The sequence below is a fragment of the Undibacterium sp. RTI2.2 genome, assembly GCF_035018705.1.
GTDB lineage: Bacteria > Pseudomonadota > Gammaproteobacteria > Burkholderiales > Burkholderiaceae_D > Undibacterium.
Genome location: NZ_JASJXN010000024.1, coordinates 35,262 through 57,610, shown reverse-complemented (window position 1 = coordinate 57,610; position 22,349 = coordinate 35,262). Strand labels below are relative to the sequence as shown.

The window sequence follows — 22,349 nt, the reverse complement described above, 5'->3', positions numbered from 1 at the left end:
TTGTAAGAACAATAGGGGACGATGATGAAAGCATTTGTATACCGTGGTTCAGGACTGAAGGCGCTTGAAGAGCGGCCCAGACCGGTCATACAAGTGCCCGGTGATGCCATCGTCAGGATGCTAAAGACGACTATCTGCGGCACTGATTTGCATATTCTCAAAGGCGATGTAGCAAGCTGTGCACCAGGGCGCATTCTCGGGCACGAGGGGGTAGGCATAATCGATAGTATCGGCGCAGGTGTCACCGCTTTTCGGGTTGGTGATCATGTCTTGATTTCGTGTATCTCGTCTTGTGGTAAATGTGAATACTGCCGTCGTGGTATGTATTCGCATTGCACAACAGGCGGCTGGATTTTAGGGAATAAGATCGATGGAACACAGGCAGAATATGTGCGTATTCCGCATGCAGATACCAGCCTCTACCCAATACCGGCTGGCGCAGATGAAGAAGCTTTAGTGATGCTTAGCGATATTTTGCCAACCGGGTTTGAATGCGGTGTCCTTAACGGCAAAGTCGCTCCCGGATCAGCCGTCGCGATTGTCGGCTCTGGCCCCATCGGGCTAGCTGCTTTGCTGACAGCGCAATTTTATTCACCCGCAAAAATCATCATGATTGATCTGGATGATCATCGTCTGGAAGTGGCAAAACGGTTTGGCGCCACCGATACGATTAATAGCAAGAATGGTAAAGCGGTCGAATCCTTGATGGCGATAACCGATCAGCGCGGGGTGGATACCGCAATCGAAGCTGTCGGTATTCCTGCCACATTTGAACTATGCGAAAAAATCATCGCAGCAGGTGGCACTATCGCCAATGTGGGCGTGCATGGCACTAAGGTGGATTTATTTCTGGAAAATCTCTGGGATCGGAACATCACCATCACCACGCGACTGGTTGATACGGTTAGCACGCCAATGTTGATGAACGTAGTGCAGTCAAAAAAGATCGACCCCAAATTATTGATTACCCATCAGTTCAAACTCAACGACATCATCAAAGCCTATGATACTTTTCAGCATGCGGCAGAGACTCAGGCGTTGAAGGTGATTATTACCATGTAGTTGCTGGACTAGATTGATCTGCCTGCAGATTTGCAGGCGGTTTTAGTTATCGTTTTGCCGATTATTAGTATCGACTTTATCGGATCGTTTGGGATTAGTTCTTCTATCGGAGGCGCCTAATATATGTTTTGGATCGCCTTTAGGTATATCGGTGATTAAGCGATCAAATTCTGCTTTAACGACGGCATAACATTCGCAAACAGTTTTTTCTAATCGAGGGCGATCAATAACTTCGATGTTGCCACGAGCGTATTTGATTAATCCCATTTTTTGTAGTTTACCTGCGGCCTCGGTCACGCCTTCGCGCCTCACACCCAGCATATTAGCGATCAGTTCTTGCGTCATTTTTAAATTATCTGACGGTAAGCGATCCAGACTTAATAATAACCAGCGGCATAATTGCTGTTCAATAGAATGATGTCGGTTGCATACCGCTGTTTGTGTCATTTGTGTGATCAATGCTTGGGTATAGCGTAACAACAAGCGCAACACTGGCCCTGCACGGTTGAATTCTTCTTTCAAATGCTCCGCTTTAAGCCGATAGCCAAAGCCTTCACTTTGAACTATGGCGCGGCTTGGCGTTGTTTCTCCACCCATAAATAAGGAGATGCCGAGTATGCCCTCATTGCCGACAATAGCAATCTCAGCTGACGCTCCATTTTCTAAAACATACAGCAAGGACACGATAGACGTCGTTGGAAAGTAGACGTGTTTTAACTGTCCACCAGCTTCGTACAATATTTGGCCGAGCGGCATTTTTATCAGTTCTAAATGACGAAACAGACGGTCAAATTCAGCAGCAGGAAGAGACGCAAGTAAATGATTTTGCGTCGGGCTATGAGATGTCGTCATTGGATAGTTGAAAGTAGAAATCCCATTGTAGGGATGACATAGATTATTTAGACTAAAGTATCTGTGTGCAGAATATCAAAAAACACCGCGCGTGTATGTGCGTTATGCCACATAATTTATGTTGGTTTGCTGGCCGCGAAAAGCGAAGAGAGAAAATCGGCTTCAGTCCTGTACAAGCCGACCAAGCCGACTAAGCCGACGCTGTAGCTTGATGATTAAGGATGGTATTGCGATGAAAAGTGCTATGACGATCTGGTCACTGGCTCAATATCTAAATGCGGGATGTCATTAAGCAGGCGGTCAAACTCATGTTTAATTACTGAATAGCATTCGCATACAGCGTCTTCCAGACCGGATCTGTCGATTATTTCAATTGCACCGCGACTGTATTGGATGAGTCCGGCACGTTGTAAATTGCCTGCTGCTTCAGTGACTCGCTCACGACGTACGCCCAGCATATTGGCGATCATTTGCTGAGTCATGATCAAAGAGTCGGAGGACAAGCGATCAACACTGAGCAGTAACCACCGGCATAATTGTTGTTCAATAGAATGATGCCGGTTACATACCGCGGTCTGTGTCATTTGTATGATCAATGCTTGCGTATAGCGTAGCAGCAACCGCAACACCGGGCCGGCACGATCAAATTCTTCTTTAAGTAAATTCCCACGCAGGCGATAAGCGTAACCTGCAATTTGTACCAGGGCACGGTCGGGGGTAGTGTCGCCACCCATAAAAATAGATATGCCAACGATCCCTTCGTTACCGACAACAGCGATCTCCGCAGACTCGCCGCTCTCTAAAACATATAGCAGCGAGACAATACAGGTAATCGGGAAATACACATATTGCAAACGCATACCAGATTCATACAGAGCCTCTCCTTGATGCAGCGATACCAGTTCCAGCTGATCAGACAGGCGATCAAACTCAGCAGCAGGTAAGGCTGCTAGAAGATGGTTTTGCATCGGACTTTGAGAAATAAGCATTAATGATTTGTGGAGCTTTGCTTCAAATTTGGTTTAAAAGTGTGAGATGAGACCGAAGGAAGGTGCAGAGAAATTCACATTGAATTTCTCTTTTTTAGCGCACCACGAAGTGTAAAAAATCTATGCGCGATAGAGCACACATGCAGCCATGAATTGAATAAATAAAATCGCTGTCGCGATTGAGACAAATACTTGATTTTATAAACGTTTTTTCTCACTATGTGCGTCGACGCACAGACGATAGATTGTTCAATAAGTAGCTTTATCAGACGATTGAAAAACAATTCTAGGAATCTATATGTGGTCTCTATTTCTGATCCAAAAAAATCAAAAGACTAAATCCATGGGGTTGTTTGTCAAGGGATCGCAGGAATTTTTTTACAACATCTTTGATCTGATTATCCAAATTACCTCTGCCAGCAAACAGCTTTGTAGCGGTGCTGGCTGGCTATCGCTTACCCGCACTTATACTGCCGGGAGCAAATCGTATGGTTAATCGTATTTTGATTATTACTAGCATTCCCGCTGATGCTGTCACATTGAGTGACATACTTGATCGTGCCAGAGATGGTCCGTTTGAGATCGAATTGCAGACACAGCTTTGTACGGCATTGCACTATTTAACGCTTAATAAAACAGACGCTATTTTGGTAGATTTAAATCTATCTGATAGCCAGGGAATTACGACTTTTGACCGGCTATATTCGGCTGTACCGCATATTCCTATCCTCACATTGTCAGCAGAAGAGGCTGAAGCAGTCTCGATTGAAGCCGTACAAAAAGGAGCACAGGGTTATCTGACGAAAGGTCATTTTGGCAGCTATTTAGTACCTCAATCTTTACGCAATATTATCCATCGCAAAGCGGTAGAAGAAGCCAATTATCTGGAGAAAGCTTTGGCCGAGATAACCCTTAATTCGATTAGTGATGCGGTCATTGGTACCGATCTGTCAGGTAATGTCGAATATCTAAACATGGCAGCCGAACGAATGACTAAGTGGTCCAGGGACGAGGCACGCGGACATCCGATTAGCACAGTTATGCCCATCATCAATGGACAAACACGAGAGCCAGTACAAAATCCGGTTAATCTGGTATTACAGCAAGATACAGTCGTAGTCTTAGCGCCAGATACCGTTCTAATTCGAGCCGATAAAACCGAAGTGGCGATTGCAGATTCGACCTCACCTATTCATGACTCCACCGGAAAAATTGCTGGCGCAGTGATCGTATTTCACGACATTACCGCGGAGCGAGCGATGAAGCTTAAAATGGTACATCTGGCTCAATATGACTTTCTGACCAATTTGCCTAACCGTGTGTTGCTGAATGATCGTATTGAGCAATCCATCAGTCTGGCTAAGCGACAAGGTACGCATCTGGCTATTTTGTTTCTTGATTTAGATAATTTTAAGCATATCAATGATTCTTTAGGTCACGCTATTGGCGATAAATTATTGCAGTCCGTTGCTACACGCCTGACCTCTTGTGTCCGTGCGTCAGACACAGTGAGTCGGCAGGGTGGCGATGAGTTTGTGATCTTGGTAGCGGAGGAGCAAGGCGCAGAATTTGCATCACTGACTGCCGACAAAATTTTGCTTGCTTTGGCCGAATCACATGCGCTGACAAGTAATCCGGAAAATGAGTTGTATATCACTACCAGCATAGGAATCAGCGTTTATCCAACGGATGGACAAGATGCTGAAACCTTAATTAAAAATGCTGATACTGCCATGTATCAAGCCAAGAAAAAAGGTCGGAACAACTTCCAATTTTTTAAAAATGAAATGAATGTAAAAGCAGTGGAGCGGCAGTTAATTGAAACCAATTTACGGCGTGCGCTTGAGCGCCAGGAATTTGTTTTGTACTATCAGGTAAAAATCAATCTAGCCACGGGAGCTATCACCGGCGCAGAGGCTTTGTTGCGATGGGATCATCCCAAATGGGGTATGGTGCCACCCGGACGTTTTGTGGCGATTGCGGAAGAATGTGGTTTGATTGTACCGATTGGTCGTTGGGTACTGCATGAAGCCTGCACACAAATCAAACGTTGGCAAGATCAAGGCTTAAAGCTGGAGTCAATTGCAGTCAATATATCGGCGGTAGAATTTCGTCGATATGATTTTGTTGATGGCGTTGCCGAAGTATTAAAGCAAACAGGATTAGCGGCAGATCGTCTGCAACTAGAAATTACCGAAAGCGTGTTGATGCGCGATGCAGAGTCCAGCACGGCGATACTGAAAGAACTTAAAGCAATGGGAGTACAGTTGGCGGTGGACGATTTTGGTACGGGTTATTCTAGCTTGAGTTACCTAAATCAATTTCCAATTGATGTACTCAAAATTGATCAATCATTTGTAAAAGACATTGGCTCTGCTACAGATAGTGGTGTAATTGCTAGTGCAGTGATTGCGATGGGTAGCAGTCTAAAACAAAAAGTCATTGCAGAGGGTGTAGAGCAACAGACGCAATTAGATTTTCTGCAAGAGAAACAATGTGAAGAGGGACAAGGATATTTTTTTGGGCACCCACTGCCTGCTGATGCTTTCGCCAGTATGCTCGCGAATGGATTAGCTCAATGATATCTATAGCCGTAACGCTGCAATAGCGCAAAACATCACGACCACTGCCACGCTGCTGGCAGCTAAGCTAATACCTCAGTCAATGACTAAATTAATACCTACGCTAACGACTGGCAGGGTAACTGATTAAAATTTCTAATTATTTGACCTGTCCAGATAGTTTCTCGGTTCTGTTCGTTATCGTACATACGGTGTCAGATGGCTTAGGTATTCTCTAAAACATACTCCGACCGTAAATTGTCGAATACTAATGAGGAATACTTGATGAAGTTTTATACTCCTCTGGCCAATCGTTTGCTCGCTGGTTTATCCAGCGACGAACAAGAGCACTTAGGTAAGCATTGCGATGTCGTTCATCTGGAATATGGCCAGGTATTATTTGAGCCTGGGCAGCAGATTGAGGACATTTATTTTCCAGAGGATTGTCTCATTTCTCTTCTCGGCGTATTAAATATGCGAACGAGTCTTGAGGTAGGATTGGTCGGTAATGAGGGTGTCGTTGGGATGTCACCGAATTTGATTGCACCCGCAACTCACGACAACGCACTTAACGCTGAAAATAGAGTAGTAGCATTCAGAGTGCAAGCCAGAGCGATTGTCCAGAAAGCTGGCAGAGCGATCAAAATTTCTTCTGAAAATCTGATTGTAGAGTGTAAAAAAAATCCTCAGTTGCAATTAATTTTATTTAACTACGTTAACCGGTTTTTAGCACAGACAACCCAAATTGCCGTCTGTAGCACATTTCACATGTTGGAAGCTCGGCTGGCACGATCTCTGTTGACGACCAGAGATCATTTACAGTCGCTAGAATTTCATTTAACCCATGAGTTTATTGCTCATTCACTCGGTGTAAGACGGGTCGGTGTCACCAAAGCGGCTAGTGCGCTGCAACGACGAAATTTAATCGGTTATAGCAGAGGACAAATAAAAATCCTTGATGAGGCAGGCTTAGCATCGGTGTCTTGTGAGTGCTATCAGATCATCAAGGATATTAATAACATGCATTGAGATTAATCCAGACTAATTAAGATTGATTTAAATCATTGGTTAATTTTTTTAAGATATTTGATCTATCTTATTTTTGTAATTTAACTTCGCGTTTTGGACGATCTTGCAATATCTGATGGCGTCGATTGTCTTTCATTTTTTTCCAATCTTTACATTCTTCGCGTGTCCTCAGGCACGCGATGCAATATCCTGTTTTACCATCAAACTTACAGACCTCAATACAAGGTGATTTGGCACTCATTGGGTATATTTTCTATGGTCGGTTTTCAAATTGCTATTGGACCAATAAGCGCTTCTGGATGGACTTCAACCGTAATATGTGACAGCCCTTTTACCCGCTTTAATTCGGTATGATAAAAAGCTGGATTACGCTGTGCGACTTTAGTGACGACTGATACTACTGCACCAAAGTGCCCGGGACCAAGACGCCATACATGTAGATCGACTAATTTATCACCAGCATTTTCTACCGCGATGCGCACTTTATTTGCCAGCGCATCACTTGGGCTAACATCCATCAAAATCGCGCCAGTATCGCGGATCAGGCCATAAGACCAGTTGGCGATGACAAGAGCGCCGATAATACCTGCCAATGGGTCCATCCATAACCAGCCATATATTTTCGCTAAAACTAAGCCGATGATAGCCAGTACAGATACGGCAGCGTCCGCAATCACGTGGACGTAAGCGGCTCGCATATTATGGTCGCGCGTATCGATACCATGATCGTCATGTTCCGCATGTCCATGTTCATCACCATGCGCATGCTCTTCAAACGTAGCACTGTGTTCACTATCAGGTAGTGCGAGAAGTATTTTAAATTCGTGCGGCTCGGGAATCGCCATCGTTGATTCAAGATAATCAGATTTTTTTACAAACCCAAAAACTTGACGTGTGCCATCAGAGCGGATCGTCGTCACTGTTACATCTTGCGCTAATAATGTGACTTTTAAATCGTTCAAGGCGATACGAAATACCGGTGGGACTCCATCTTCAAAAATTGAGAGCGCAATAACACCAGCGGAGGTCTTAATCTGTTGAACTTCTTCTGCATGATCGTGACTATCTTCGTGTTTTTCATGGTGTTTGTGGTCATGATTATGGCCATGAGAGTGCCCGTGGTGATCGCCACTTAACAACCATGCACTGACAATATTCACTAATAAGCCTACGACTGCGATGGGAATTGCTTCATCAAAATGAATTGGCACTGGCGACAATAGACGAGCAATCGCTTCATATCCAATCAATAACGCAATCATCGCTAAGATAATCGCGCTGGTAAAACCTGCCAGATCACCTAACTTGCCGGTACCAAAGACAAAGCGTGGATTGTTCGCATGTTTGCGGGCATAGGTATAAGCAAGCGCCGCAATTAACATCGCACCTGCATGGGTTGACATGTGCATGCCATCGGCTACCAGCGCCAAAGAACCAAATAGGCTACCACCGATGATCTCTGCAATCATCATGGCGCTACAAAGCACAATCACTGCCCAGGTTTTACGACCATTTTTGTCGTGACTTTCACCTAAAAAAACATGGTCATGACCAAGCGAAAAGGGCGTTTCGTACAAACTGCTCATAGCGTTACCTTTAATAATTATTTCAACTAATTTTTAATAATCTCTAAGCTTCAGTCTACTTAAAATAGCTGTGAATGATTTCTACCAACTGTTCTTTGCCGTCACTCTCTTCTCCATCATGTGGCTCAGCATCGACCAGATGAGTGCGGATGTGATCTTCCAGTACAACGGCAAGCAAGCCGTTCATCGCGCCTCTGCAACTCGTGAGCTGCTGCAGTACGGTGATACAGCTACTTTCTTCAAGCAAAGTACGCTCAATCGCATCGATTTGTCCACGGATACGGCGTACACGGTTAAGAAGCTTCTGTTTATTGCGGACAGTATGACCCATGTCTGATCTCTAAATATAGGGTAGGGGACTATATTATAGTTTTAAGAAAGCCTTAAGTCAGAAGAATTTATTTGGAGTAAAAAATGAAGAGGAAGTGAGCGAAGATGTCTCATGTGGAAGACAAAAAAACACAGAAATAGTTTGATGTCCTTATATTTTTACACTGGGTTTTACTTTGTCTCAGCGTTATTCTCTATGTTACCAATATATATACTGGTAGTGTGTATATTTATATTGTCCATAAATTATATGGCCTATCGTTGATATTTATTATAAATAGAGGGGAGTATATGTAGCTGATCAATATTAAGTAGATGTCGACTTCATCTTTCTGATCTAATTACTTATATGTTTTTGCAGGGAGTTGTATACGTGGATTTATATGCAGTTTCTCGATAAAACCAGACGAAAAAAATTAAGGGGCATCGATCATTCAATCAATGCCCCCTCCAACGTAACTTGGCTTCTTAGCTTATTACGTCACTCGTTTTACCCAAATTACTTTTTGAGTGAATCTTTAATTGCTTCTTTGGCGTCGCCAACACTTTTCTCAACTTTGCCTTCGACTTGCTTCAACAAACCTTTAGCTTGCTGTTCTTTATTGCCGACTAATTTACCAGCATTTTCTTGAGCGATACCAGTAATTTCTTTTGCTGCGCCTTTGACTTGGTCTTTATTCATGATTGTTTCTCCTTTAAATAATGGACGATTCCACCAATTTACTTCGCAATGAATTGAATAACTGATGAGGCAGCTTGTTAGCGGAACGCTAGTTGCGGTCTGTACTGAATACTGCTAAAGCTGTCTCAAATCCAGTAGTTACAGATTAAAGAGTGTTGATTAAATGATCTGTACGATAGCGCACGTTTGCCTCAAAAACCTCCTCAAGCTTTGCTCTTATTAAAGCGCACCGCTGAAATATTTAAGGATATTTCTGCACATCAATTTATGTAACTCATTTTGATCAAGATAGTTTCTATGTACGTTGGCGTACCGAGTTTTTTAAAGTTAAAGCCTATAAGAAAGTAATAGCTATTTGTAATTTATTTACTTATGCCTTGCATTAACTTTGCACTAATTTTGCACTCACTCATGGTCAATTCTGCATAACTTACCTGTCCGGATTTTAAGTATCTGGACACCTTAAGTGCACGAACCATCATCGTAAAGCCCGACTCCCATGTTAAAAAAAATTACTGCCCTCAGATTTAATTCAGACGATGAGAGCGCATTGCCGCCATTAAAGTCAGAGTTGTTTAGTGCCGCTCAGATGGAACATCATGGTGGCGTACTGGCAAAATCCCACAAAGTACATCATGACAAAAAGCCCGATCAGCTTTTATCTCGTCTGGCTGATAATGAAGAAGCACTGATCAGTGCTTGTGCCGCACTGACTTCCGCATTAAAAGATAATCGTCAAATTACGCCTGCGGCTGAATGGTTACTGGATAATTTTTATTTGATTGAAGAGCAGATTCGTACGGCAAAGCAGCATCTCCCCAAAGGGTATAGCAAAGAGTTACCGCGCTTGATTAAAGGTACGTATAGCAATCGCCCAAGGGTATATGACATTGCGCTAGAGACTATTTCACATGGTGACGGCAGGGTTGATCCTGAAGGCTTAAGTCGATTTGTCGCCGCTTATCAACAAGTGACCGTGCTCAAATTAGGTGAGCTATGGGCTATTCCTATCATGCTGCGCTTAGCGTTGATTGAAAATTTACGTCGTGTAGCGACTCGTATTGCATCTAGTCGCGTCGATAGAAATTTAGCCGATAGCTGGGCCGATCAGATGATCGAGGCGGCAGAAAAAGATCCGAGTAAATTAATTTTATTAGTCGCCGATATGGCGCGTTCGGAGCCAACCTTAGACAGCGCTTTTGTGGCCGAAGTAGCGCGCCGTTTGCAAGGTCAAAGCCCTGCGTTAACGCTGCCTTTGACTTGGATATCGCAACGCTTAGCGGAATCCGGTACCACGATAGAGCATCTGGTCCAGGTAGAAAGCCAACGGCAGGCGGCGGATCAAGTATCGATCAGTAATAGCATTTGCAGTTTGCGTTTTTTAGGGACGATGGACTGGCGTGAGTTTGTAGAAACTATGAGTCATGTTGAGTATGTGCTCAGTCTTGACCATGCAGACATCTACAATAAGATGGATTTTTCTACCCGCGATTCTTACCGGCACGTGATAGAAGATCTTGCAAAACACTCTGTATTGACAGAGGTTGAAGTCGCACAGCAAGCTTTGTTGTTATCTGAGTTGGCCGCCAAACTTAGTGGTGATGAGGCTAGTCTTGATATCCGCACTGCGCATATCGGTTATTACTTGATTGGGAATGGCTTACCCGCGCTAGAAAAGCGCATTAATGTCCGGTATGGTGTATTCAGGAATCTGGCCCAAAAGAGTAAAAAAATTCCCCTACGCCTTTATCTAGGCTCCATCGCTTTACTCACTACCATTTTCACCTCTGTTCTACTGACTCATTCTTACGGCGATGGTGTTCGTGACTATATGCTTGCATTGCTGGGGGTGATTGTGGTTATTGCCAGCAGTCAATTGGCGATTGCTTTAATCAATTGGCTGGTCACCGTATTAGCAACGCCACAGGCTTTGCCGCGGATGGACTTTTCTAAGTGCATTCCATCGTCGGCGCGTACTCTAGTAGTTGTACCGACGATGTTGTTTCATGTTCAGAATATTGAGAGTTTATGCGAGGCTTTAGAGGTGCGTTACCTCGCTAACCGGGATGATAATCTGAGGTTTTGTTTATTGACGGATTTGCCAGATGCACAGACTGAAACAACGCCGGCCGATGATGCTTTGGTGGAGCAAGCCGTAGCATTAATTACTGAGTTGAACGAGCGCTACACTAAAAATACGGGCTCGAATAAAACAAGTCCATTTTTATTATTACATAGAGCACGTCGCTGGAATCCTCAAGAACAAATGTGGATGGGATATGAGCGAAAACGCGGCAAGTTATCTAACTTAAATGCGTTTTTACGCAATGGTTCTTGCGACATATTAACTGGCGAAGGATGTGAGCAACGCAATACATTGTTTGAGAGAATTGTCGGTGATGTATTCGCTCTGAGCAGCGTTAAGTACGTCATTACCTTAGATTCAGATACGCAATTACCACGGGACTCAGCGCGCCAGTTTATTGCAACGATGGCGCATCCGCTGAACCATGCACATTACGACGAAGTCAAACAGCGTGTGGTGGAGGGCTATGGCATATTGCAACCGCGTGTAGTAGCTAGTCTGCCTAGCGCCAACGCCTCAATTTATGAAAAATTATGTGGTGGAGAGGCCGGGATAGATCCTTATACGCGCTCGGTGTCCGACGTCTATCAGGATTTGTTCCAGGAGGGGTCGTTCATCGGTAAGGGTATTTATGATGTGGATGCGTTTGAGCAGGCATTGCACCAGCAATTGCCAGAAAATCGCATACTCAGTCATGATCTGCTAGAGGGCTGTTATGCCCGTGCAGGCTTAATCAGTGATCTTCAATTGCATGAGGAATATCCTTCACGTTATAGCGCAGATGTCAGTCGTCGTCACAGATGGATTCGTGGCGACTGGCAACTGATATCCTGGCTCATGCCTAAAGTACCTGTTGTATTAAGTAGTCCTGATGGTTTGGGTGCTGCATCAACTTCTAAAAAATCGTCCGCTGCTCAAAGTGAATCTATCGCTGATCAAAATACGAAGTTTGAAGCTGGCTCCTCAACTGCGCCAATCAAAACAAGTAATAGCATCCGCAAACCAAATCCGCTGTCTACCTTGTCACGTTGGAAAATTTTAGATAATTTACGACGTAGTTTGACGTCGTCTGTCTTGCTAATGCTATTGGTGCTGGGTTGGATTAAATTACCATCGCCGTGGCTATGGAGTATTTCTGTTCTTGCCGTTTTATTTTTGCCGTCGTTGGCTGCATCCGTACTGGAGTTACTACGAAAGCCGCGTGAAGTACTAATCCGTCAGCATCTGGTTGCCAGCTTCCGGTCTATGGAGCAACACACGACGAATGCGCTACTAAATCTCGCCTTCCTTCCTTACGAAGCTTTTTATAGTTTGGATGCGATATTCAGAACGGTATGGCGAAAATGGATTTCACATCGCCGTTTGCTGGAGTGGAATCCCTCTAGCGAATCAAATCAAAAAGCCGGTACAACGCTGTTTGCATCACTACGCACTATGTGGAGCGCACCCGTATTTGCCATTCTGGTTTTAGTGTCCATTGTTAGCTTACGTCCAGGTTCTTTATCCTTAGCATTGCCATTTTTATTGTTGTGGATGATTTCACCTGTAATTGCCTGGCGTATAAGTTTGCCTATTCCTGAGCGGCGCTCTGTTTTAGAGGCGAATCAGCTGGTATTTTTACATCGTCTGTCACGTAAAACCTGGTCGTTTTTTGAAACCTATGTAGGTCCAGAGGACAACTGGTTACCACCCGATAATCTGCAAGAACACCCGGTTGCCGTGGTCGCTCACCGGACCTCGCCCACCAATATTGGATTGGCGCTACTGGCAAATTTTTCTGCCTATGATTTTGCGTATATCGATATGGGGCAACTGCTGATCCGTACTGAAAATACGATGCGCAGTATGGGGCAGTTAGAACGTTATCAAGGCCACTTCTATAACTGGTATGACACACTAAGTCTAAAGCCTTTAAATCCTGTCTATGTATCAACCGTCGATAGCGGCAACCTGGCGGGACACCTGTTGACAATGCGTGCTGGGTTATTATTGCTGCCAGATCAAAGTATTTTGTTACCAACCATATTTACCGGATTGGGTCATACATTTAGTGTGTTACTTGACCTGACAAAGCAAAATATAACAGATGCTATTTTTAGCACCAATACTATTGCAGCCGTTGTTAGCGATGGCATGCTTGAGTTTAAAAAACAACTAGCTATGACATCAGCGACGCCACCAGTCACTTTATCTGAAGCTAATGAGCTGCTAACCATATTTTCTACTAAGGCCAGCGATTTAACTACCGCGATCGCATCTGACGCCAGCATCAATAATGATAAAAAGGCCGAGATGCTCTGGTGGGTAAATGCGTTAATAAAGCAATCTCATGAGGCGCAGCAGGATTTATTATTTTTAGCACCTTGGCTCGCGTTGTCCAATGTAGGAAGTTTGATTCAAGATTTGCCCGAATTAAATAGCCTTTTAAGTCTGAGTGATTTGGCAAGACTAGACGCAAAAATGCGGGCACAAATACAGACATTGGTCGGCAGCGTAGGGGACTCTCCATCAGCGTTAGTGTCGGATCTGCAAACGCGTTGGAAAAATCTGATGGACTTCGTAGCAGAAGGTAGCCGGCGTGCAAATGAGCGCATGGGCACAATTACACGCTTGGCTTTGCAGGCGACAGAGTTTGCGCGTATGGAGTATGAATTTTTATATGACGCAGCTACCCATCTGTTAGCGATTGGTTATAACGTTACGGAGCGTCGGCGCGATACTGGGTCTTATGATCTGTTAGCATCAGAAGCAAGATTGTGCAGTTTTGTCGCTATCGCACAAGGCCAGTTACCGCAAGAAACCTGGTTTGCGTTGGGACGCCAGTTAACGATTGCCGGTGGCGAACCGATTCTCTTGTCGTGGAGCGGATCGATGTTTGAGTATTTGATGCCGCTGTTGGTGATGCCAAATTATCAGAATACTTTACTCGATCAAACGTATAAATCAGTCGTTGAGCGACAAATTGAATATGGTGCGCAGCGCGTTGTCCCTTGGGGGATTTCTGAATCGGGCTATCACGCTTTTGATGCCAGTCTTAATTATCAATATCGTGCGTTTGGTGTACCTGGTCTGGGATTGAAGCGGGGTCTGGGAGATGACCTTGTGGTTGCGCCTTATGCTTCTGCAATGGCGCTGATGGTCGCGCCAAATCAGGCCTGCACTAATCTACAGCGATTAGTGGACGAGGGCGCTGAAGGACGTTTCGGTATGTTTGAGGCGATCGATTACACGCCGTCCCGTCTGCCACGCGGACAAACGCAGGCACTGATACGGTCGTATATGGCACATCATCAAGGCATGAGTTTGCTATCGCTTGCATATGTGTTGCTGGATAGGCCGATGCAAAAACGTTTTGAATCTGATCCTCTGTTTCAGGCAACGCTGTTATTGCTAAAAGAGCGGATTCCAAAACCGAGTAGTCACTATTCAAACACCACAGAACTGGCGGATATCCGCTCTACTGCCAGCGAGCAGCAGATGCCTATGCGCATCATCAACCGAGTCGATACACGTTTGCCTGAAATTCAATTATTGTCCAACGGCAGATATAACGTCATGGTGACCAATACTGGCGGCAGCTATAGTCGCTGGCGCGATTTGGCGATTACACGCTGGCGTGAAGATACTACCTGCGATAACTGGGGTATGTTCTGCTATGTGCGCGATCTGTCTGACTCTAGTTATTGGTCCACTTCATATCACCCGACTTTAAAATCACCTAAAACCTATGAAGTGATTTTTTCAGAAGGTCGGGCAGAAATTCGGCGTCACGATAATGGCTTTGATATGCATACCGAAATCGTCGTGTCGCCGGAGGATGATATCGAATTGCGTCGCACCCGTATTACCAACCGGACCCGGTTCACAAAAACAATTGACCTGACCAGTTATGCAGAAGTGGTGTTGGCACCTGCTGCCGCAGATACGATGCACCCTGCTTTTAGTAATCTGTTTGTGCAAACAGAAATCCTGTCACAACATCAGGCTATTTTATGTGTCCGTCGTCCGCGCTCTGAGAATGACTTTACCCCGACCATGTTCCATCAGATGGTGGTGCATGGCGCGACTAGTGACGCGGTCTCTTACGAGTCAGATCGCATGGCATTTATCGGGCGCGGCAATACCGTAGCAGCGCCTGTTGCAATGACGACAAAAACGTTATCTGGCAGCCGGGGATCAGTCCTTGATCCTATTGTCGCGATCCGTCATCAGATCACCTTAGCGCCAGAACAAACTGCGATTATTGATATTGTGACCGGCGTTGCAGAGACGCGTGATGCGGTGCTCGGTATGATTGAAAAATATCAAGATATGCATTTGGCTGACCGTGTATTTGAATTAGCCTGGACCCATAGCCAAGTGGTATTGCGCCAGCTTAACGCCAGCGAAGCTGATGCTCAATTGTATGAGCGTTTGGCTAGTTCAATTATTTATCCGAATGCTTTGTTGCGTGCCGACGCCAGTATTTTGGTAAAAAACCGCCGTGGTCAATCTGGTCTTTGGAGTTATGCAATCTCCGGCGATTTACCTATTGTTTTAGTGCATATTAGTGATGCAGAAAATATTGAATTAGTACGTCAGATGGTGCAGGCCCATGCCTATTGGCGTATGAAGGGTTTAGCCGTCGATTTGGTAATTTGGAATGAAGACCGTGCTGGTTATCGTCAAATATTACAAGAGCAAATCATGGGCTTAGTTGCGTCAGGTATTGAGGCACATGCGATGGAGCGTCCGGGCGGTATTTTTGTACGTCTTGCTGATCAAATACCTAATGATGACAGGATCTTATTGCAATCTGTTGCACGCGCTATTTTGTCTGATAGTCGTGGCACCTTGGCAGAACAAATCAACCGACGTGGACAAGTGGAAGTCCGTCCGCCACAGCTGATAACGACCAGACAGTTGTCAGCACCTTTGCCCGCATCATTTGCGGCAAATTCCGCAATCTCAACATCCTCATCGTCAAGTTCTAATCAGATGTTTGTTTCAGACCGACTGAATGATACGACTGACTTAATTTTGCCGAATGGTTTAGGTGGATTTAGCAAAGACGGTCGCGAATATATTATCCGTACCAATGAATCCAATCTGACTCCTGCACCGTGGGTGAACGTGTTAGCTAATCCACATTTTGGAACCGTGATTTCAGAGAGTGGTCAGTCTTATACCTGGGGTGAGAACGCCCATGAGTTCAGACTGACCCCTTGGTCTAATGATCCAGTTTCTGACAATGGAGGTGAAGCATTTTATTTGCGCGATGAAGATAGCGGACACTTCTGGTCGCCAAGCTCCTTGCCGTGCCGCGGTCAAGGAGACTATGTTACGCGCCATGGTTTTGGCTATAGCGTGTTTGAACATACCGAGGCAGGTATTACCTCCGAATTATCGGTCTTTGTTGCACCGGATGATGCGGTTAAATTTTCGGTACTTAAAATACGCAATGACACCGGTGAGACAAGACGTTTATCCGCTACCGGTTATGTGGAATGGGTCTTGGGCGATGTGCGTCAAAAATCCGTCATGCATATCGTGACTGAGGCCGATCCTGCCACAGGCGCTATATTTGCTCGGAACTTTTATAACTCTGAATTTTGTGATCGCACGAGTTTCTTTTACGTCGATGCGATGAAATTGACGATGAGTGGCGACCGGACAGAATTTATTGGTCGCAACGGCAGTCTGCAAAATCCTGCTGCAATGAGCCGATCCCGGTTGTCAGGAAAATTAGGTGCCGGGCTTGATCCTTGCGCCGCGATACAGGTGCCATTTGAATTAGGTGATGGTGAGCAGCACGAGATTATTTTTATACTAGGTGTTGCCGGACAACGTAGCGCGGATGTCAGCAATTTAATACAACGCTTCCGCAGTAAATTAGCGGCGCAGGAAACACTCACCAAAGTCAAAAATTATTGGCAAGATACTCTAGGCGCAGTGCAAGTAGAGACACCAGATATTGCCCTCAATATGCTGACCAACGGATGGTTGATGTATCAGACCATCGCTTGTCGCTTGTGGGCGCGGAGCGGTTTCTATCAATCCGGCGGCGCTTTTGGTTACCGCGATCAGTTACAAGATGTAATGGCGATTATGCATACCCGTCCGGAACTGGCTCGTGAACATATCCTGGTTTGCGCCGCGCATCAGTTTATTGAGGGCGACGTACAGCATTGGTGGCATCCGCCCATGAACCGCGGGGTACGCACTCATTGCTCTGATGATTATTTGTGGCTACCGCTAGCGACTTGCCGCTATCTGACAACTACTCATGATCATCGGATATTAGATGAGTCGGTTACTTTTATTGAAGGTCGTCAGTTGAATGCGGATGAAGATTCTTATTACGACTTGCCCGGACAATCTAATCAATCGTCTTCTTTGTATGACCATTGTGTCCGCTCGATCTTGCATGGTCTGCGCTTTGGAGTACATGGATTGCCGCTGATAGGTTCATGTGATTGGAATGATGGCATGGATAAAGTCGGTGCCGGAGGCAAGGGAGAAAGTGTCTGGTTAGGATTTTTCTTATACGAAGTCTTGATGCAATTTTCAGTGATTGCACAGCAACGAGGTGATCAAAGTTTTTCTTACCGATGCCAGCTAGAAGCTAAAAAAATACAAACTAATATTGAGCAGCACGCTTGGGACGGCGCTTGGTATCGCCGTGCTTATTTTGATGATGGCACGTCTTTAGGTTCTGCCAGCAACGCTGAGTGCAAGATTGATTCAATCTCACAAAGCTGGTCTATTTTGTCGGAAGCCGGCGACCCTGTTCATGCCAATACTGCTATGCAGGCAGTCAACCAATATTTGGTTCGTCGTGACCATGCTTTAGTCCAATTGCTCGATCCACCATTTGATAAATCTGATCAAAATCCCGGCTATATCCGGGGGTATGTCCCGGGTGTGCGTGAAAACGGCGGGCAATATACTCATGCCGCAATCTGGACGGCGATGGCATTCGCCAAACTAGGTGACAGCGAAAAAGCTTGGGAACTAATGACCATGATTAATCCAATCAATCACTCGCTCACTCCCGCCGCAGTTGCCACTTATAAAGTAGAACCCTACGTGATCGCAGCTGATGTCTACGCAGTATCACCACATATCGGACGGGGCGGTTGGACATGGTATACCGGATCATCTGGCTGGATGTACCGCTTTATCATCGAGTCATTATTAGGTTTGACACTCGATGGAGAAAAACTATATTGCGTACCTTGTATGCCTGTCGATTGGATTACATTTAAATTACGCTATCGATACAAACAAACCAGCTACCAGATCACCGTGACACAAAAATTTGCTGGCGAAGTTAGTAAAGGAATTTCAGTGGATGGTGTTACGCAAGACTCCCCATTTATACCGTTGATCAATGATCAGCAAGAGCATACTGTCGAGATTATGTTAGTCAACCTGAAACCGCTTGTGCTGGCTGATGGCAGTATTAAAGCTTAAGTGGATGACTCCGGTAAAGCAATACACAAAGCACTACAGTAAGTAGAGAAAATGTCCGATACTTAATGCGTAGAAGATGCATGAAATAATGCATTTTATACGTCATTGTGCTCAACATTCTTAGGGTTTTTAATCTAATGGTTATATACTGGTAATGAGTATTTACTAGTCATCCATTATTTATGTGGTCATTGGAGTATGTTTAATAAAATAAATGGGGAGTATAGGTAAAACGACTAACAGTTAGGAATCAGTTTAATTTATTCTATAAAAAGAGAACTGTCGATTGATTTGATTGCTCATGTGCAGGTTTTTTCTATCGCGAACGATATATAACAATCAAAATTGTTCAGAATATTCCTCAGTAAATTCAGTGTCAGCCTTAAATTTTTTAGCGGCCGGACAGGACTAATTCCCTTTTAAATTCCTCACAACTACCTTGGTTAGATCAGCATGCACCACCTCATGTGCATGCTGTAGTTGTGTACTTTTTTAAAAAATTTACTTTTTTAATTTCTATGTTGGTTAGCGCACAGAAGCCATATGTACAACTCCGTAAGCTCCGTTCTCATGCGTTGCCGTGAGATCGTCTCTAGTTCTTTGTAGGAAGAATTTTTAAATCTCTCCGTCATCAATATTTTTAATATTAGTTTCAATTTGTTTTCTAATTCATTTTTATTTCTAACTTTCTACTCAGGGTCTTATATGCATAAATTTAATAAAATCACGCTCGCTGTTAGCTTATTGTGCGGAGTAGTATCCAGCAGCATGGCACAACGCGCGCCAGAAAATTATGACTACAATCCATCTTGGTATGTCGCACCTAGTTTGGGCGTATTGGATGCAGATACGCACTATGGCGTGACGGGACATGGCGAAGCCGCTGCAATTCGTTTCGGTAAAGCGTTCTCCCAGGATTGGGATTTGCAATTCGGTACCAGCTATGGTCGTCAGCGCACAAACGGAACACGCTACCAGCAAAATACATTAGGCGCAGATGCTTTATATATGTTTTCTCGTAAGAGCTTTCGCCCGTTTGTGTTAATCGGCGGCGGCGTTGAGTATGACAAAGTAAATATCAATGCGCAGGCACTTCAAAGAGATGCAAATTCTGCTTATTTAAATGCTGGCGTTGGTTTTCAGTATGGATTCTCAGACCAGTGGGCAATGCAAGCTGACTTGCGCCGGGTACATGGTTTTGTACATGGTAACGACTTTAACTTTAGTAACTCAAACAATAATTATTTGAACGTTGGTCTGGTCTATACCTTCGACAAACCTGTGCAACGTGTTGCTCGTGTAGAACCCGCGCCAGTGGCCGCACCATTGGTCATTACAGAGACAATGCCCCAACCACCAGCGCCACCAGCTCCACCACCAGTTCGCTTTGAAAAAGTCACATTGTCAGCGACGGAGTTATTTGGTTTTGACAGCGCTAAACTAGGTATGCCACAACAAAAATTAGATGAAATCGCTAACGTACTGAATAACAATACGCAAATCAATGATGTAGTCATCAGTGGATACACTGATCGTATTGGTACGACTAAATACAACATGAAATTGTCACAGCGTCGTGCCGAGGTCGTCAAAGCGTATTTGATCGATAAGGGTGTTGCTGCTACACGTTTAACGGCGCAAGGTAAAGGCGAAACAAATCCAGTCGTACAGTGTACTGAAAAGAATAAGGCCGCTTTAATTACTTGCCTGGAACAAAATCGCCGGGTAGAAGTAGAACAAATTACTGTTGAGCGTCGCGTTCAATAATATTTTGAGTATGTGAGTAAAAATAGATGGTAAGAATATAGCTAAATTATTTCTTACAAAAAAATGGCTAGAACAGATAATTGTTCTAGCCATTTTCTTTTTAACACAACATTCTCTATTCAACGTCTAGGCAAAGATTGTTTTACAGTTTCGTGATTTTAGTTAAGGTCTTATCTGAATTGAGGTCACGCAAGCTACCAAAACACAGAGCGTATTGACGGGTAAATTCTGCACCTAATAAAAATATTTGCGCTGAATAATAAACCCACAGTAATAATGCAATCATTGATCCGGCTGCACCAAAACTATTTGCTATGCCGCTGTTCCCGATGTACACACCGATACCATATTTGCCGATGGTGAATAATCCAGCGGTACCGGCCGCACCAATCCACACATCTCGCCAGGATAATCTTACTTGTGGCAACATTTTAAAAATAACCGCAAAGAGCGAGGCAATAACACCAAACCCGATTAATGAAGACAGTGGTATTAAAATCACCGCAACATCAATTTGCAATGCACCCCAATAATGCTCCAGGAATACCAATACCGCACTGACAACCAGCGATACAAGCATCAAAAATGCGAGTACCAATATCAGGCCGAATGATAATAGGCGCGTACGTATCACCACCCAAATACTGGATTGACGTGTTTTGGGTACTTGCCAAATTTCGTCCAGACTCTCTTTTAATTCTGCAAAAACGCTAGTGGCTCCAATTAATAACAACACGCTGGCAATTATGGTTGCCATACGCCCATCTTCTGGGTTGCGCGCACCAGCTAACATTGTCTGAATCGCCTCGGCACTATTACGACCGACCAAGCTTTGTAACTGATTAAATATCTCGCCCTGAGCTGCCTGTTTGCCATAAAAGAAACCCGCAATTGCCAGCACCAATACCAAAATCGGCGCCATGGAAAATAAGGTATAAAACGCTAACGCTGCACCTTTACTTGCTGCTCTATGGTTTATCCATTCTTTTATCGAAAGGAAAATGACTTTGATCATTTTTTTGATGGGGGACGAATTTGGTTTCATTGGTTGATCAATCGATTGAGTCATTATTTGATTACGAGTTTGCCTGTTAAGTTCTCAGCTTATTTTATTTTTTGCACTTTTTGATAATGCTTTAATTTAATTGGAATATGTTTATTTTTCCAAAAATAAAAATTTGTGTACGTTAGCGAACAGAGTATCAACATGGCTAAAGGCATGATTCAGTCAGCAGTGGGGATGAATTCTACTGTTCTGAACAGGATCATAAATCATTAGTAAGCAGCCTCTCTAAAGCACTGATGGATGTTATTTACAGGTAGGACTCTGTTTTGCTGATCAGTTTATCTATTCATAAAATCAAAGGACATGTCATGAAAAAATTATCCACTGGACTATATTGGGGCGCAACCGGCGCATTGTTAATCTTGCTTGCTGGCTGCAATAAACCAACCGATGTTGCTGGTAGTTCTGCACCACAGATCTCCGTCGGTACGCAAGTTGATGATACCGTTGTCAGTGCGAAAGTATCTTCTGCTTTATTGGCTGACAATGAGGTAAAAGCGTATGACATCAAAGTCGCAACTCGCAAAGGCGAAACAATGTTGAGTGGCTTTGTTGATAGCCAAAGTCAAATTGATCACAGCGTTGCAATTGCAAAAAATGTAGAAGGCGTTAAGTCTGTCGATAATAAATTAATGCTGAAAGAATCAAGAACTATCGGCAACAAAATTGACGATGGTGTGATCACAGCAAAAGTGAAATCTGCCTTGATCGCTGATGCCTCGATCAAAAGCTTAGATATCGCCGTGATTACGAGCAAAGGCGATGTTCAACTCAGTGGTTTTGTCGATAGCGATACGCAAATCATGCGTGCAACCGAAGTAGCCAAAACGATTGAAGGCGTACAAAAAGTGACTAATCAGATGAGTATAAAAAAGTAGCTTGGT

14 protein-coding genes are annotated in these 22,349 nt (G+C 44.2%); 7 read left to right on the top strand and 7 right to left on the bottom strand.

The annotated features are described in order from the left end of the window. Positions 1–24: 24 nt before the first annotated feature. A complete protein-coding gene (locus QN395_RS13995; RefSeq protein ID WP_322118443.1) occupies positions 25–1,062 on the top strand; it encodes a zinc-dependent alcohol dehydrogenase family protein in 1,038 nt (345 codons plus the stop codon). A 42-nt stretch (positions 1,063–1,104) separates the two neighbouring features. Here the strand turns inward: QN395_RS13995 and QN395_RS13990 are convergent, their stop codons facing one another. After that, positions 1,105–1,914: a Crp/Fnr family transcriptional regulator gene (locus tag QN395_RS13990; RefSeq protein WP_322118444.1), complete on the bottom strand. Its 810-nt coding sequence runs from the start codon at positions 1,912–1,914 to the stop codon at positions 1,105–1,107. 242 nt (positions 1,915–2,156) lie between these two features. Further along, positions 2,157–2,903, bottom strand: coding sequence for a Crp/Fnr family transcriptional regulator (locus QN395_RS13985; RefSeq protein ID WP_323492215.1), 747 nt, complete (start codon positions 2,901–2,903; stop codon positions 2,157–2,159). Positions 2,904–3,201: 298 nt separating this feature from the next. Here QN395_RS13985 and QN395_RS13980 point away from each other — a divergent pair, with 298 nt between their 5' ends. From QN395_RS13980 to QN395_RS13970, 3 genes are all read left to right on the top strand, one after another. Continuing rightward, positions 3,202–3,399, top strand: coding sequence for a hypothetical protein (locus QN395_RS13980; RefSeq protein ID WP_322118446.1), 198 nt, complete (start codon positions 3,202–3,204; stop codon positions 3,397–3,399). After that, positions 3,392–5,485 (top strand): EAL domain-containing protein, encoded by a 2,094-nt coding sequence (locus tag QN395_RS13975; RefSeq protein WP_322118447.1) that lies wholly within the window; start codon positions 3,392–3,394, stop codon positions 5,483–5,485. Before QN395_RS13980 ends, QN395_RS13975 begins: the two co-directional genes overlap by 8 nt. 264 nt (positions 5,486–5,749) lie before the next feature. Further along, a complete protein-coding gene (locus QN395_RS13970) occupies positions 5,750–6,493 on the top strand; it encodes a Crp/Fnr family transcriptional regulator (protein ID WP_322118448.1) in 744 nt (247 codons plus the stop codon). A 67-nt stretch (positions 6,494–6,560) separates the two neighbouring features. Here QN395_RS13970 and QN395_RS13965 read toward each other — a convergent pair whose 3' ends face one another. The 4 genes from QN395_RS13965 to QN395_RS13950 form a co-directional block, all read right to left on the bottom strand. Then, positions 6,561–6,734: a DUF1289 domain-containing protein gene (locus QN395_RS13965; RefSeq protein WP_322118449.1), complete on the bottom strand. Its 174-nt coding sequence runs from the start codon at positions 6,732–6,734 to the stop codon at positions 6,561–6,563. Positions 6,735–6,759: 25 nt separating this feature from the next. Then, entirely contained in the window at positions 6,760–8,079 is a 1,320-nt protein-coding gene (gene dmeF, locus QN395_RS13960; protein WP_322118450.1) for a CDF family Co(II)/Ni(II) efflux transporter DmeF, read from the bottom strand. A gap of 55 nt (positions 8,080–8,134) precedes the next feature. After that, positions 8,135–8,410 carry a metal/formaldehyde-sensitive transcriptional repressor gene (locus QN395_RS13955; protein WP_322118451.1) on the bottom strand — a complete coding sequence of 92 codons (276 nt, stop codon included), beginning with the start codon at positions 8,408–8,410 and terminating at the stop codon, positions 8,135–8,137. A gap of 498 nt (positions 8,411–8,908) precedes the next feature. Further along, positions 8,909–9,091, bottom strand: a complete 183-nt coding sequence (locus QN395_RS13950; protein WP_322118452.1) for a CsbD family protein — start codon at positions 9,089–9,091, stop codon at positions 8,909–8,911. 499 nt (positions 9,092–9,590) lie between these two features. Here QN395_RS13950 and QN395_RS13945 point away from each other — a divergent pair, with 499 nt between their 5' ends. Next, complete coding sequence (locus QN395_RS13945) at positions 9,591–18,632, top strand: GH36-type glycosyl hydrolase domain-containing protein (protein WP_322118453.1); 9,042 nt, start codon at positions 9,591–9,593, stop codon at positions 18,630–18,632. Positions 18,633–19,337: 705 nt separating this feature from the next. Further along, the gene (locus tag QN395_RS13940; RefSeq protein WP_323492214.1) at positions 19,338–20,399 is read left to right on the top strand and encodes an OmpA family protein; all 1,062 of its coding nucleotides are present in this window, start codon (positions 19,338–19,340) and stop codon (positions 20,397–20,399) included. A 142-nt stretch (positions 20,400–20,541) separates the two neighbouring features. Here the strand turns inward: QN395_RS13940 and QN395_RS13935 are convergent, their stop codons facing one another. Continuing rightward, positions 20,542–21,444 (bottom strand): YihY/virulence factor BrkB family protein, encoded by a 903-nt coding sequence (locus tag QN395_RS13935; RefSeq protein WP_323492213.1) that lies wholly within the window; start codon positions 21,442–21,444, stop codon positions 20,542–20,544. Between the two features lie 329 nt (positions 21,445–21,773). Here QN395_RS13935 and QN395_RS13930 point away from each other — a divergent pair, with 329 nt between their 5' ends. Beyond that, positions 21,774–22,343 carry a BON domain-containing protein gene (locus QN395_RS13930; protein WP_322118456.1) on the top strand — a complete coding sequence of 190 codons (570 nt, stop codon included), beginning with the start codon at positions 21,774–21,776 and terminating at the stop codon, positions 22,341–22,343. The last annotated feature ends 6 nt before the right edge of the window (positions 22,344–22,349 follow it).